13 protein-coding genes are annotated in these 13,602 nt (G+C 64.9%); 12 read left to right on the top strand and 1 reads right to left on the bottom strand.

The features are described from left to right. A complete protein-coding gene (locus Q0863_RS13250; protein WP_298578908.1) occupies nucleotides 1–393 on the bottom strand; it encodes a hypothetical protein in 393 nt (130 codons plus the stop codon). Between the two features lie 774 nt (nucleotides 394–1,167). Between Q0863_RS13250 and Q0863_RS13245 the strand changes: the two genes are divergently transcribed. From Q0863_RS13245 to Q0863_RS13190, 12 genes are all read left to right on the top strand, one after another. Continuing rightward, nucleotides 1,168–2,088, top strand: coding sequence for a cation diffusion facilitator family transporter (locus Q0863_RS13245; protein WP_298578906.1), 921 nt, complete (start codon nucleotides 1,168–1,170; stop codon nucleotides 2,086–2,088). A gap of 635 nt (nucleotides 2,089–2,723) precedes the next feature. Continuing rightward, on the top strand, nucleotides 2,724–4,610 hold the full coding sequence (locus Q0863_RS13240) for a copper resistance system multicopper oxidase (protein WP_298579066.1): 1,887 nt from the start codon (nucleotides 2,724–2,726) through the stop codon (nucleotides 4,608–4,610). Nucleotides 4,611–4,615: 5 nt separating this feature from the next. Then, the gene (locus Q0863_RS13235) at nucleotides 4,616–5,761 is read left to right on the top strand and encodes a copper resistance protein B (RefSeq protein ID WP_298578904.1); all 1,146 of its coding nucleotides are present in this window, start codon (nucleotides 4,616–4,618) and stop codon (nucleotides 5,759–5,761) included. Nucleotides 5,762–5,861: 100 nt separating this feature from the next. Further along, entirely contained in the window at nucleotides 5,862–6,380 is a 519-nt protein-coding gene (locus tag Q0863_RS13230; RefSeq protein WP_146384955.1) for a nuclear transport factor 2 family protein, read from the top strand. Between the two features lie 172 nt (nucleotides 6,381–6,552). Continuing rightward, nucleotides 6,553–6,918, top strand: a complete 366-nt coding sequence (locus tag Q0863_RS13225) for a DUF411 domain-containing protein (protein WP_146385358.1) — start codon at nucleotides 6,553–6,555, stop codon at nucleotides 6,916–6,918. 106 nt (nucleotides 6,919–7,024) lie between these two features. Then, nucleotides 7,025–7,339, top strand: a complete 315-nt coding sequence (locus Q0863_RS13220; protein ID WP_192906668.1) for a four-helix bundle copper-binding protein — start codon at nucleotides 7,025–7,027, stop codon at nucleotides 7,337–7,339. A 172-nt stretch (nucleotides 7,340–7,511) separates the two neighbouring features. Continuing rightward, nucleotides 7,512–7,895, top strand: coding sequence for a copper homeostasis periplasmic binding protein CopC (copC, locus tag Q0863_RS13215; RefSeq protein ID WP_146384950.1), 384 nt, complete (start codon nucleotides 7,512–7,514; stop codon nucleotides 7,893–7,895). A gap of 10 nt (nucleotides 7,896–7,905) precedes the next feature. Further along, complete coding sequence (copD, locus tag Q0863_RS13210; RefSeq protein ID WP_162375426.1) at nucleotides 7,906–8,835, top strand: copper homeostasis membrane protein CopD; 930 nt, start codon at nucleotides 7,906–7,908, stop codon at nucleotides 8,833–8,835. A 176-nt stretch (nucleotides 8,836–9,011) separates the two neighbouring features. Further along, nucleotides 9,012–9,503, top strand: coding sequence for a DUF305 domain-containing protein (locus Q0863_RS13205; protein WP_298578894.1), 492 nt, complete (start codon nucleotides 9,012–9,014; stop codon nucleotides 9,501–9,503). 374 nt (nucleotides 9,504–9,877) lie between these two features. Then, nucleotides 9,878–12,451 carry a heavy metal translocating P-type ATPase gene (locus Q0863_RS13200; RefSeq protein ID WP_232142281.1) on the top strand — a complete coding sequence of 858 codons (2,574 nt, stop codon included), beginning with the start codon at nucleotides 9,878–9,880 and terminating at the stop codon, nucleotides 12,449–12,451. A gap of 108 nt (nucleotides 12,452–12,559) precedes the next feature. After that, complete coding sequence (gene cueR / locus Q0863_RS13195; protein ID WP_133321319.1) at nucleotides 12,560–13,039, top strand: Cu(I)-responsive transcriptional regulator; 480 nt, start codon at nucleotides 12,560–12,562, stop codon at nucleotides 13,037–13,039. Nucleotides 13,040–13,193: 154 nt separating this feature from the next. Continuing rightward, nucleotides 13,194–13,394, top strand: coding sequence for a heavy-metal-associated domain-containing protein (locus tag Q0863_RS13190; protein ID WP_100322961.1), 201 nt, complete (start codon nucleotides 13,194–13,196; stop codon nucleotides 13,392–13,394). Nucleotides 13,395–13,602: the final 208 nt, after the last annotated feature.

Genomic DNA, 13,602 nt, shown 5'->3' with positions numbered 1-13,602 from the left:
TCATCCGAAGATCGGAGGCTTGAATGGGCTCGGCAGACGCAAGGCGGCCGCGGGCGACGCTTTTTCGACCCCCATTCGACCGGCGACCGGTTGAGTGGAAAATGAATCCAGAACCGGCAACACGGCCGCGGCTGAACCACAGCAATGGGCGAAATCCAGCAACAGGTGCAACGTCTCCGATCCGTCCTGATCGTGCGCGTCCGCCGCGGCGAACTCCGGGTCCAGATCGTTGGCATGCGGGCCGTGGCTGTGCGCGCCAGACGGATCGTGCGCGAGCTCATGCATCTCGCCGGCGGCTGTCATCACCGGTTGGAACGCCAGCCCCAACGCAAGCACACCCAGCACGACGACGCGCAGGAGCGGCAACAAGAAGCGGGGATGCAGGCGGGTCATGGCCGCGCAGGGTACCTGCGGATGATGGGGTTATACAATTCCGCTGAATGCGTCGAGAGGGCTACAGGGAAAAGGCGCGTTCCAGTTGTCGGCCATGGCACCGCTTGTACTTGTTTCCGCTGCCGCACTGGCACGGCTGGTGATCGCGCAGCCCCGACGACAGTGCGTGTCCAGGAACTGGTGCGCCTGCTGCAGCGGTTCGATTTCATGCGCGGGGACACTGACCTCGCCGGGAGCCGCCGGGATGCCCCGGCTCAGTCTCTTCCTGGGGGCTCTTGCCGTTGCATGGGCTGCTAGCCCTTCGATGGCAGACAGCAATACCCGGACTGCGCTCTACGAGGTCATGCGGTCGGGCTTGGCTGCCTGAGTGATCCGTGGGACGAAGTGGTGCGCGATGTTCCAACGAGACGTCCGCTTTGGGTCGGAAGCCGCACTTCCCTACCCCCGATAAACATCCCTAATCCCCTGCCCTATCGATGTTCGCTTCCGGCCAAAGCGGCCTACGATCACGGCGCCGGTATCGTTTACTCGGCGCCCCAACGGCTAGCTGTTGCTGAGCGATTTCAGGTCAGCGACGAACTGCTCGGGATGCGGTGGGGTGTGGTAGACCATGACCAACGGGGGCATCCTCCGCCGCGCGAGGAAATCGCCCGGCGCGCGCCGCAATGACAACGTGTACGTACGGGCCACGTGGAGATTCCGGGCGACCCTGGTGATCGTGAGGCGACAGGCTTCGGCTGGCCGGACCCGCGAGCACAGCAGACAATGGTCGCCATGAAACCCCGCGACAGACCGGCCGAAGCCACGCCGGACCTGAGGAAATACGCCTGGCTGGCCATCGTGACCGCGGTGCTGACGGTGCTGCTCAAGGGCAGCGCCTGGGCGATCACCGGCTCGGTGGGCCTGCTGTCGGACGCCGCCGAATCGATGGTCAACCTGGTGGCCGCCATCGTCGCCCTGGTCTCGCTGACCATCGCCGCCCGGCCGGCCGACGACGACCACCACTTCGGCCACAGCAAGGCGGAGTATTTCTCCGCCGCGCTGGAAGGGATCATGATCTTCGTCGCCGCGGCCTCGATCATCTACCTGGGCATCGATCGCCTGCTCAACCCCCGGCCGCTGGGATCGCTCGGCATCGGCCTCGCCGTTTCGATCATGGCCGCCGTCCTCAACGGCATCGTCGGGCGGATCCTGATCAAGGTCGGCACGCGCCACCGCTCCATCACCCTGCGCGCCGACGGCAAGCACCTGATGGCCGACGTGTACACCTCGGTCGGGGTCGTGGTGGGCCTGGGGTTGGCGTGGCTGACAGGCTGGAACTGGCTGGATCCGGTGATCGCGATCCTGGTGGGCGTGAACATCCTGGTTGTCGGCTACCGGCTGATGTCCGAATCCGCCTCCGGCCTGATGGACGCGACCCTGTCCCCCGAGGACAACGCCCGGATCCAGGCCATCCTGGACGCGCACGCCGAACCGGGCCGGATCGAATTCCACGCCGTGCGCACGCGCGAGTCCGGGGCCCGCCAGTTCATGGAGATGCACATGCTGGTGCCCGGCGACTGGACGGTGCTGCGCGGGCATGACGCCATGGAAGACCTGGTGAAGAAGATCGTGGCGGAGTTTCCCGCCATGCGCGTGACCGGGCACCTGGAACCGGTCTCCGATCCCCGCAGCTACGAAGACATGGCCCTGTAGCCGAAAAGCGGGAGGCGACGTTGGGTCAGGCAGGCGACGAAGACCCGCGGCTCGATCCCCCGTGCGTTGTCACTGTATTCATCCGGAGTTTATATCCGCACGTATACTAAGGCGCATGCCTTTCCGCGCGCTCCTGATGCGGTTGTTCCTGGTCGTTGCCTTGCTCGCCAACGGTCCGGGCATCGCTGGCGCGTCCATGCACATGGAGCACGTGCGCGACTCCGCCGGTGACGTCACCTCGGCACCGACAGCAGCCGAGGCCATGGCGGCCTGCCATGGAGGAGCAGCGGCTGCTACGGGGGCCAATGAACACCATCACCCCCAGGCCACTGACGAGGCTGGAGCGGTATCGCCGTGGGACGACTGCTGTGAGACGGACAGTTGCTGTGCGTGCATGCACCATTGCTTCGCGGCCTTCGCAGGGTCGGCGTCTCCCGGTGTGGAAGTTCTTTACCGGCAGATCGCCGAACCGTTTTTGTCGGTGCACGCGTCCGCAGCCCTGACCAATCTCTTCCGACCTCCGATCGGCTAAGTGTCGCTGAGCGCCTTTGAGGCGCCGATGGACCCTGTCCGCGTTGTCCGCACCGACAGGGTCACGCTCGCTTCGCGAGCCCTCGACCTTTCCCGGAGTTCCCATGTCATCCGATTCTTTCGGCCGTGCCGGAGGGCTGTCTGCCCCGTCGCGCCGCCTCTTTGTTCAAGGACTTGCCGCCGGAGGCGCCGCCGCGGCGCTTGGCCTCTGGCCGCGCACCAGCTGGGCCGTCAAGGCTGAAGGCGTGCCCAACGTACTTTCTGGCACCGAGTTCGACCTGACCATCGGCGAGACGCCGATGAACTTCACCGGCGCCACGCGTCCTGCCATCACGGTCAACGGCTCGATTCCTGCACCGCTGCTGCGCTGGCGCGAGGGCACTACCGTCAACCTGCGGGTCCGCAATGCCTTGCCGCCAGGCTCCATCCATGGCCACCAGGCATCGATCCACTGGCACGGCATCCTGCTGCCAGCCAACATGGACGGCGTGCCGGGACTCAGCTTCGACGGCATCGACCGCGGCGAGACTTACCAGTACCGCTTCAACGTCGTACAGGGCGGCACCTACTGGTACCACAGCCACTCCGGTTTCCAGGAGCAGGCCGGCCTCTACGGGCCGCTGGTGATCGAGCCACTCGAGCCCGAGCCCTTCGCCTATGACCGCGATTACGTGGTCATGCTCAGCGACTGGACCGACCTGGATCCGCAGCGTCTGTTCGCCCGGCTCAAGAAGCGGTCGGATTTCGACAACTTCTCCAAGCAGACCGTGGGCGACTTCTTCGCCGACGTGAAGCAGCACGGCCTGGCCGCGACGGTCGAAGATCGCAAGATGTGGGGCCAGATGCGGATGACACCGACCGACCTGTCGGACGTCAACGCCAACACCTATACCTACCTGTTGAACGGCACGACCTCGCTCGGCAACTGGACCGGCCTGTTCCGGTCCGGCGAGAAGGTGCGCCTGCGCTTCATCAACGGGTCCGCGATGACCTACTTCGACGTGCGCATCCCGGGCCTGAAGATGACCGTGGTCGCAGCCGATGGCCAGTACGTGCATCCGGTCACGGTCGACGAATTCCGCATCGCCACCGCCGAGACCTTCGACGTCATTGTCGAACCGACCGGGCAGGATGCGTTCACCATCTTTGCCCAGGACAGTGGCCGTACCGGCTACATCAGCGGCACGCTCGCCGTCAGGCAAGGGCTGCGGGCTCCCGTGCCCAACGTCGATCCCAAGCCGATTCTCACCATGGACGACATGGGCCACGGCGGAATGGGTGGCGGCGGCCATGACATGTCTTCGATGTCTCACAGCGCAATGGCCGGTGGTGCAACCGGCGGCATGGATCACAGCGGTCACGACATGTCGGCGATGGCTGGAGGCGCAATGGCCGGCGGAAGCATGGCCGGCATGGATCATGGCACCGGCGGGAGCATGGCCGGGATGGACCACGGTGCCGGCGGCATGCAGGAACACCCTGCCACCGAAACCGGCAACCCCCTGGTCGACATGCAGACGATGGCGCCCGCGCCCAGGCTGGATGACCCGGGCATCGGCTTACGCGACAACGGCCGCCGCGTGCTGACCTACTCCGACCTGCGCAGCACGTTCAGCGACCCGGACGGGCGTGAGCCCGCTCGCACGGTCGAGCTGCACCTGACCGGGCACATGGAGCGTTTCGCCTGGTCGTTCAACGGAGTGAAGTTCGCTGATGCCGAACCGCTGCGCCTGAACTACGGCGAGCGCATGCGGATCGTGCTGGTCAACGACACGATGATGTCGCACCCGATCCACCTCCACGGCCTGTGGAGTGACCTCGAGGACGAATCGGGCAACTTCATGGTGCGCAAGCACACCATCGACATGCCGCCCGGTACCCGACGCAGCTACCGGGTGCGCGCCGATGCCCTTGGCCGCTGGGCCTACCACTGTCACCTGCTTTACCACATGGAAGCCGGCATGTTCCGCGAAGTGCGGGTGGAGGAATGAACGCCATGAACCTTTCCAGTCACCACCCCCTTGCCGTCGGCCTGGCCTCTGCACTGTCTCTCGCAGCTGGTTTCGCGCCGGCATGGGCGCAGCAGACGGACCACGGTGCGCACCACTCAGCAGAGAAGCCAGCTCCGACCCAGCCGCTCGCCAAGCCTGCGGACCCGCACGCGGGTCACCGGCAGACGCCGCCAGCCAAGGATTCCGGAGACCACGCCACCATGGGCCACGGCGCCATGAAGCAAGGGACTGCAGGCACGGCCGGCGACGAACACTCCGCGGTGGATCACTCCACGATGGATCACTCCAAGATGGATCCCTCCACGACGGACCACTCCAACCTGGACAGCTCCGGGATGGACCACTCGGAAATGGACCACGCGTCCATGGGCCATCAGCCTGGTGGTAACCAGGATCTTCCGCCGACGGCCGAACCGCACGAGCCCATCCCTGTGATTACGCCGGCTGACCGAGCCGCAGCGTTCCAAGACCTGGACGAGCACGTGATGCACGGCGAATCGATCAACTCCTACTGGGCGCTTGATCGGCTTGAAGTGTGGGATGCGGACGAGGGCACGGGCATGGCCTGGGAAGCGCAAGGCTGGGTCGGTTCGGACTTGAACCGGCTCTGGCTGCGCAGCGAAGGCGAGCGTGAAGGCGGGTCCACCGAGTCGGCGGATGTGGAAGTGCTGTACGGCCGTGCGATCGCGCGATGGTGGGACGCTGTCGCTGGTGTGCGCCATGACTTCGGTTTCGAAGGTGGCCCTTCGCGAACCTATGCGGGGGTCGGTGTGATCGGGCTTGCCCCGTACAAATTCGAAGTCTCTGCCACGGCCTACGTGGGCGAGTCCGGTCAGGTCGGCCTCGGCGCGGAAGCCGAGTACGAAATGCTGTTCACCAACCGGCTGATCGGCCAGTGGCTGGTCGAAGGCGAAGCCTGGAGCAAGGACGATCCAGCGGTTGGAATCGGCAGCGGGTTGAGCAAGGTCGAAGCCGGATTCCGGCTGCGTTACGAGTTCCATCGGCAGTTCGCGCCCTATGTCGGTGTGGTCTGGGAGCGTGCCTACGGTGGAACCGCGGACCTCCGCCGCGCTCGGTCCGGGGATATCGACGACACCCGGGTCGTGGCCGGCGTCCGGATCTGGTTCTGACCAGAACCAGGATGCTGGAACCTCGCCACCCGAAGCACGCCTGATTTTGTAGACGCCCTCGCGGCCTCACAGACCACCACTGATTTCCCGGAGTCCACGTATGAACGCAGTAGCAACCACCCTCACGCTCGCGCTGGCGCTGGCACTGGCCGTCGTATCCCCCGCAATGGCGCAGGCGACACAGTCGCATGCACAGCATCACCCCGCGGCTGCGGCATCCGCGGACGTCGACGTTCCAGCCGCTGCGGAAGCCGCCGTCGCTGTGGCGGAACGGTTCAACGCTTCCCTGGCCAACGGCGATCTCACCACGGTCGAAGCGCTGCTCGCAGCCGACGTCCTCATCCTGGAGTCCGGCGGTGCCGAGCGCAGCCGGGAGGAGTACATGGGTCACCACGCCGCCAGCGATGCAGCATTCCTCAAGGGTGCCCATCGCCAGCTGCTGCGTCAGCGCGCACGAGCCGCCGGCGAGTTTGCATGGGTGGGAACCGAAAGCGAGCTGCACGCTCAGAAGGACGGGAAGCCCCTGACCGTCCAGAGCACCGAGACAATGGTGCTGAAGCAGATCGCGGACGGCTGGCGGATCGTCCACATCCACTGGTCCTCGCGGACCCAACGCTGAGCAGGGACCCGCGATGACAGTTTGCAAACTCAATCGCCTGACGTGGGTGGCTCTTGCCATGGGCGGCCTGGTCGGCTGTACCCAGCCCGCGCTTCCCGCCCAGTCAGCCGTCGCGCCCGCTGCGCAGGTCATCCAGGCGACGCCAGACGCAACCCCGGTCGCCCTGCCACGCATGGCCGTCCACAAGACTCCGAGCTGTGGCTGCTGCAGTGTCTGGATCGAGCACATGAAGGATGCGGGCTTCGAGGTGGATGTGCACGACATGGTCGACATGGGCCCGGTCAAGGAGCGGCTCGGCGTGCCCTATACCAAAGGCTCATGCCACACAGCCGAGGTCGGCGGATACCTGATCGAAGGCCACATTCCGGCTGCGGACATCAAGCGTCTTCTCGAGGAAAGACCGGACGCGCGCGGCCTGGTCCTGCCGGGAATGCCGCTGGGCTCTCCTGGCATGGAAGTCCCCGAAGGGCAGCAGCAGCCTTACACAGTCGAGCTGGTCCGGCGCGACGGAACCACGGAACCGTTCGCGCAGCACTGATCGATCAGAGCCAAAGGGGGCGGTGTTGCGGGCGCGCCGATTCTCGCCCGCGAGGAAGAAGGAGAACCACGTGACTCACCATTCCGCAGCCCACCGGTCCCAGGCCATGAACGAATGCATTGACAACTGCACGCAATGCCATGCGATCTGCCTGGAAACCATCAACCATTGCCTGACCAAAGGAGGTGCCCACGCGGCGCCGCAACACATTGCACTACTGGCGACGTGCGCCGATATCTGTGCAACCAGTGCCGATGCAATGCTGCGAGGCGCAAGCGTTCACAACGTGGTGTGCGGTGCCTGCGCGGAGATCTGCCGCCAGTGCGCCGATGCATGCGATGCCATGAACGACCCTGAGATGGCGCGCTGCGCCGAAGTTTGTCGCCGATGCGCGGAAAGCTGCAGCGCCATGGCGGCTTGATACGTCGAGGATCCCGCCTGGGCCGGCGGGATCCTCATCTCGCGAAGGCACGAATACCGAAAGCGACCACTCCTGGCTTCGCTGACATCCCGACATCCGACCGCATCGAATCCAACACGATACGGTCCCATGAGTGGGGCTTTCCATCACATTCTCAATGAGGATCATCCCTATGAAATCGTCAAACGTCATCCGCTCGTTCGCGCTCGTCATCGCACTGGCAGCAGGACAGTTCTCGCTGCAGGTCGCGCACGCCCACGCCGCGCTGCAGCAGTCAACACCGGCCGCAGATGCGGTGGTGGCTTCGCCAAGCCAGATCGATCTCGTCTTCAACGAAACGCTGATTCCGCGAGCGTCGCGGCTCAAGCTGGTCATGAAGCACGGCAGCTCCACCATGCCGATCGAGAATTTCACGACCGAGATCGTCAACAACGGCAAGACCCTGCGTGCCAAGTTGCCCCAGCCGCTGGCTCCAGGCGTCTATACGGTGGAATACCGCGCCGTCGGTGGTGACAATCACCCCATGCCGGGCAGCTTCAGCTTCACGGTGCGCTGAGGAGTCGCGAATGTTCGACCTGTCGGCTTACGCACTGAGATTCCTGGAGTACCTGGTTCTCATGCTTCTTTTCGGCGTCCCACTGTTCGGTTGGTACGGTTTGCGTCGACCGGCACTCGCCCACGCCCTGGCCGGGTGGCCATTCATGGGCGTTCTGTTGGTGAGTGCCGCCGTCGGTCTCGTGCTCACCGGGGCCGATGTCGTCTTCAAGACCGCGGGCATCATGGGAATGCCGATTGCCGACGTTGATCGCGAATCGCTCGGCTGGTATCTGTTTGATACGTCCGCAGGCCGCGCAGCCATGGCGAGAGGCGCGCTGCTGATCGCCATGGTGTTTGTACTCGGATGGCATCGTCGTCGCGGGAAGGTGGAGGCCGCCTTCCCGTTCGCGGCGACGCTGGCGGGCGGCGCCCTCGCCTCGCTGGCATGGAACGGCCACGCCGCCGCTGGCGAGGGCGTGGCAGGCGCGGTCCGGCTCTCTGCGGGCCTCGTCCATCTTCTCGCTGCAGGCGGCTGGATCGCAGCGGTCCTGATGTTCCTGGGAATGCTCCTGCGCGGCAAGGGCGCTGCGGGCAACGGGCGTCTGCGATCAACGCATGACTTCCTGCGTGGATTCTCGACGCTTGGAACGATTTTCGTTGCTGCGCTCATTGTGTCCGGCATCGCGCATTACGGTGATCTCACCGCGTGGTCATTGTCGACGCTGGTCCAGAGCACCTACGGAAACCTGTTGCTGTTCAAACTTGCCCTGTTCGGCGGAATGCTGGGCCTGGGAGCAATGCACCGATGGACGCTGGTGCCGCGCCTTGAACGGGCGCTGGCCGGCGGAGATCCCTCGCAGGAGGTGCGAGCCTTGCGGCAGAGCGTTGCGGCCGAGGCTGCGCTGGCGATCCTGATCCTCATTGTCGTTTCAGTGCTCGGGACGCTCAGCCCCGCTTGACCATACCTTTCAACGACACACACGCTGGCAGGCCTAACTGGTGCCGCCTGTACGTCTCCGACGCACCCGAGAACCAGGTGCGACCGCACACGTTGCCGTAACTGTCGCGGTGCAACGCTTTCCAGGATGGTTGACGTCGGGTGGGACACTGTTCCGGAAACACTAGGAGAAGCAACATGGCACACGCTGTTCAAGGGGCAGATCACAAGCACGCCGAGGGCAGCGGGCGTCCCTATCTGCTGTTCTGGATCAACATGGTGCTCGGTCTCGCGGTGATGTACATCGTCATGTTTTCGATGATCGATGGTGTCCGCGACTTCCGGAACAACCTGAACATGTTCTACATGGCACTGACCATGTGGGCTCCGATGGGGATCTTCATGCTCGCCACAATGCCTGGCATGTTCCCCAAGAAGGGCCTGAACATGGCGCTTTACGCAATCTTCGCCGCAGTGACGCTCGGCTCGTTCGGCGCCACGCGCGCGCAGGTGCTTGTAGATGACCGTCAGTTCATCGACTCGATGATCCCCCATCACTCAGGTGCGATCCTCATGTGCCGGGAAGCCAGACTGCGTGACGCCGAACTGCTCGCGCTGTGTGACGACATCACCAAAGCGCAGCGCTCCGAGATCGACCAGATGGAGAGCATCAGATCCCGTCTCGACTAGGCCGAGGATCTGCCTCCATCTGCTGCCCGGTGTCCGAGAAAAATGCCGCCCGGCCTCGCTCCAGAACTCGCCAAACTCCGGCGCCGAGACCGGCAGCCGCATGATGGCACTCGACAATGTGCCGCCGGCGCTGTCCAACTTCGAAACGCGCGGTCCATGACGTTGATCACCGGAGCCGGTTTCGGTCGACCGATCGTCTTACAGACAGCGGTCCAGAGGCCAGCGAGCTGATTCAACAGCCGCAATCGCCATCCGCACGATGGCAGTGCATGAGCTGGCTGCGCGGTAGCGACCTGCCGAGCTGCCGGGCCTTGACCTTGCCATCGTGGGAATCTTTAAGCTGGGCTTCCCGCGCATATTCCAGGGATAGTTCCATGACTTTCGTCGCCACCCGACCGGTCGCCAATCCACCCAGCTCCGCCGTCTCCCGCCTGAGCCTGCCAGTCGAGGGCATGACCTGTGCCTCCTGCGTTGGCCGCGTCGAGCGGGCGCTGAACGCGGTCCCCGGAGTGCAGGCGGCCGCGGTCAATCTCGCCACCGAACGTGCCGACCTCACCTTCTTTGGCCTGGCCGATCCGCGGGCTGCGGTTCGCGCCATCGAGAGTGCCGGCTACACGGTGCGCGAAGAGACCACCGAGCTCGCGATCGAGGACATGACCTGCGCGTCGTGCGTGGGCCGGGTCGAAAAGGCGCTCGCACAGATCCCGGGCGTGCTCGAAGCCAACGTCAACCTGGCGACCGAGCGCGCGCGGGTGCGCCACCTTGCCGGGGTCGTTTCCACGGCGGACCTTGAAGCGGCGGTCGAACAGGCGGGTTACAAGTCCCGCCGCTTGTCCGTCGATACGGCAAGTGCAGGCGATCATGACGCCGAGCGTCGTGAGAGCGAGGCACGGGGGCTGCGGCGGGCTTTGACCATTGCCGCCGTCCTCACCTTGCCAGTCTTCATCCTCGAGATGGGGTCCCACCTGATTCCCGCCATGCATCATTGGGTGATGGGGGTCCTGGGTCAGCAGACGAACTGGTATATCCAGTTCGCGCTCGCCACCCTCGTGCTGTTTGGTCCGGGGCTACGCTTCTTCCGCAAGGGCGTACCAGCGTTGTTGCGCGCTGCCCCCGACATGAATTCACTGGTCGCGGTTGGCACGGCGGCCGCGTACGGCTATTCAGTCGTCGCGACCTTCGTCCCCGACGTGCTGCCCCCGGGCACCGCCAACGTCTATTTCGAGGCCGCCGTGGTCATCGTGACCCTGATCCTGCTCGGGCGCTCGCTGGAGGCGCGCGCCAAGGGGCGAACCTCACAGGCGATCAAGCGCTTGGTCGGACTCCAGGCCAAGACCGCGCGCGTCGAGCGCAACGGCGATACGGTCGAAATTCCGCTCGATCAGGTGGCGACCGGTGACGTCGTGCTGGTTCGTCCGGGCGAGAAGATTCCGGTGGACGGCGAGGTCGTCGAGGGCGCCTCCTATGTCGACGAGAGCATGATCACCGGCGAGCCGGTCCCCGTATCGAAGGGGGTGGGCGCCGATGTCGTCGGAGGCACGATCAACAAGACCGGCGCTTTCAGTTTCCGCGTGACGAGGATCGGCGCGAACACGGTGCTCGCGCAGATCATCCGCCTGGTCGAGGAAGCGCAGGGTTCCAAGCTGCCGATCCAGGCGCTGGTCGACAAGGTCACCATGTGGTTCGTCCCGGCAGTGATGGCCGGGGCCGCGCTGACCTTCCTTGTTTGGCTGGCCTTCGGACCGGAGCCCGCGCTGTCCTTCGCGCTCGTCAATGCGGTCGCGGTGCTCATCATCGCCTGTCCCTGTGCCATGGGGCTGGCCACGCCGACCTCGATCATGGTCGGGACGGGCCGCGCGGCCGAGCTCGGCGTTCTCTTCCGCAAGGGCGAGGCCTTGCAGGCGCTGCGCGATGTGAGTGTCATCGCGCTCGACAAGACCGGCACGCTGACCAAGGGGCGCCCGGAGCTGACCGACCTGGTGCCTGCCGAAGGCTTCGAATACAACGAAGTCCTGGCGTTTGTCGCCGCGGTCGAGACCCGCTCCGAGCACCCGATCGCAGAAGCGATCGTCGACGCCTCCAAGCAGCGGGACATCACGCTCGCACCCGTCGGGGGCTTCGAGGCCACGCCGGGTTTCGGCGTGTCGGCCAAGGTCGCCGGTCGCACCGTCGCCGTCGGCGCGGACCGATTCATGACGCAGATCGGTATCGATGTGTCGGACTTCCTGCCTGTCGCCCAGCGTCTCGGCGACCAAGGCAAGAGTCCGCTCTATGCCGCGATCGACGGCCGGCTGGCGGCGGTGATCGCGGTGGCCGACCCGATCAGGGAGACCACGCCCGAGGCGATCAAGGCGTTGCATGCGCTGGGACTCAAGGTCGCGATGATCACCGGCGACAATGCCGCGACGGCCGCGGCGATCGCCAGGCAGCTCGGCATCGATGAAGTCGCGGCCGAGGTCTTGCCCGACGGCAAGGTCGCGGCGCTGAAGAAGTTCCGGACCAATGGCGCGCGGGTCGCCTTCGTGGGCGACGGCATCAACGACGCGCCGGCGCTGGCCGAAGCGGACGTCGGGCTCGCCATCGGCACGGGAACCGATGTGGCGATCGAGGCCGCCGACGTGGTGCTGATGTCGGGCGACCTGCGCGGCGTGACGAATGCCATCGCGCTCAGCCGAGCGACGATCCGCAACATCAAGCAGAACCTGTTCTGGGCTTTTGCCTATAACGCCCTGCTGATCCCGGTCGCGGCGGGTGCGCTTTACCCGGTGAACGGCATGTTGCTTTCACCGATCTTCGCTGCGGCCGCGATGGCCCTCTCCAGTGTCTTCGTGCTCGGCAACGCGCTCCGGCTCAAGCGCTTCCAGGCTCCCATAACGATCGAAACCCGTACGGGGATGCCCCAGAGCGGGGCGGCATTGCCCAATCCGCGCCAGGCAATCGAACATTGATCCCAAGACACGGTGCCGCCTGACTGAACACCAAGACAGGATCGATGTGGCGGACGCCGGCCTAGCGTGTCGAACCAAGCATCCTTGGGTGACCAGGAAAAGAGAATGATGAATATCGGTGAAGCAGCCAAGTTTTCAGGCGTGTCGGCGAAGATGATCCGCTACTACGAACAGATCGGCTTGATCCCCAAAGCTGCGCGCTCTGAGGCCGGCTACCGACACTACAGCACGCCTGACGCTTATAGCCTTCGCTTTATCCGTCGCGCACGAGACCTTGGCTTCTCTGTCGAACAGATCGCAGAACTGCTGGTCTTGTGGCGCGACCGTGACCGCGCAAGCGCCGACGTCAAGGCGATGGCGCTTTCCCATGCCGCCGGACTGAAGACGAGAATCGCCGAGCTGCAGGCGATGGTGCAAACGCTCGAGCATCTGGCCGACCACTGCCACGGGGATGACCGACCGGAATGCCCGATCCTTGCGGATCTGGCCGAGCCAACAGCGGCGGAGTCGCGTTCGCAGGGTCCACATAGGACGCCTCGGTTTGGGGCCGACACGCCCGCCTCCTCGCGTAACCGCGGCGTCAGATGACTCATTCGTGGTCGGACGTGCATTCGCAAGAGTTCTCGGCGCCGTTGTCGGCCAGCCGTGAGCAGCTTGCAAACATTCTGCTGATAGCCGATTGACCTTGCCACGCTGTCAAACCCCATATTGATCCGACACCACAGTCGATCAGGAGATCAAGATGCTTCGTTTCCACATTCCAAACATGACATGCGGCGGCTGCGCCAAGTCCGTCAAGAAGGCACTGCTCAGTGTGGACCCCCAAGCCCGCATCGAAACCGACCCACCGACGCGTCAGGTGAGGGTCGATAGCGACATGGACGGGGGCGCGTTCCTCTCAGCGCTCAGTGAGGCTGGGTACCCGGACGAGCGATCAGCCTGAAGCTGGTTCCGGCCGCCGCCGGCGCGCGCTACTCGCGCTCGGGGATCCCGCTGAGCCCGATGGTTGCGGCGCTCGCCATGAGACTGAGCTAGGTGTCGGTTGTGGCCCGCGCGCTTCGCCTGGCCGGGTCGGCTCCGGTTTCGGCGACACCGAAAGCGGCCATACCGGTCCAGTCACCCGATCTGCCCGGGGGATTGATCTGGATCAG

Origin of the sequence: uncultured Luteimonas sp. (genome assembly GCF_947492465.1) — a bacterium.
GTDB lineage: Bacteria > Pseudomonadota > Gammaproteobacteria > Xanthomonadales > Xanthomonadaceae > Luteimonas.
Note: the sequence above shows the minus strand (reverse complement) of the source record. Positions and strands in the feature narration are given on the sequence as shown.

Coding starts and splice junctions, on each gene's coding strand:
- Q0863_RS13245 (WP_298578906.1), top strand. CDS start 1,168: ATGAAACCCCGCGACAGACCGGCCGAAGCCACGCCGGACCTGAGGAAA.
- Q0863_RS13225 (WP_146385358.1), top strand. CDS start 6,553: ATGGCCGTCCACAAGACTCCGAGCTGTGGCTGCTGCAGTGTCTGGATC.
- Q0863_RS13200 (WP_232142281.1), top strand. CDS start 9,878: ATGACTTTCGTCGCCACCCGACCGGTCGCCAATCCACCCAGCTCCGCC.
- copD (WP_162375426.1), top strand. CDS start 7,906: ATGTTCGACCTGTCGGCTTACGCACTGAGATTCCTGGAGTACCTGGTT.
- Q0863_RS13205 (WP_298578894.1), top strand. CDS start 9,012: ATGGCACACGCTGTTCAAGGGGCAGATCACAAGCACGCCGAGGGCAGC.
- copC (WP_146384950.1), top strand. CDS start 7,512: ATGAAATCGTCAAACGTCATCCGCTCGTTCGCGCTCGTCATCGCACTG.
- Q0863_RS13250 (WP_298578908.1), bottom strand. CDS start 393: ATGACCCGCCTGCATCCCCGCTTCTTGTTGCCGCTCCTGCGCGTCGTC.
- Q0863_RS13240 (WP_298579066.1), top strand. CDS start 2,724: ATGTCATCCGATTCTTTCGGCCGTGCCGGAGGGCTGTCTGCCCCGTCG.
- Q0863_RS13235 (WP_298578904.1), top strand. CDS start 4,616: ATGAACCTTTCCAGTCACCACCCCCTTGCCGTCGGCCTGGCCTCTGCA.
- Q0863_RS13220 (WP_192906668.1), top strand. CDS start 7,025: ATGAACGAATGCATTGACAACTGCACGCAATGCCATGCGATCTGCCTG.
- cueR (WP_133321319.1), top strand. CDS start 12,560: ATGAATATCGGTGAAGCAGCCAAGTTTTCAGGCGTGTCGGCGAAGATG.
- Q0863_RS13190 (WP_100322961.1), top strand. CDS start 13,194: ATGCTTCGTTTCCACATTCCAAACATGACATGCGGCGGCTGCGCCAAG.
- Q0863_RS13230 (WP_146384955.1), top strand. CDS start 5,862: ATGAACGCAGTAGCAACCACCCTCACGCTCGCGCTGGCGCTGGCACTG.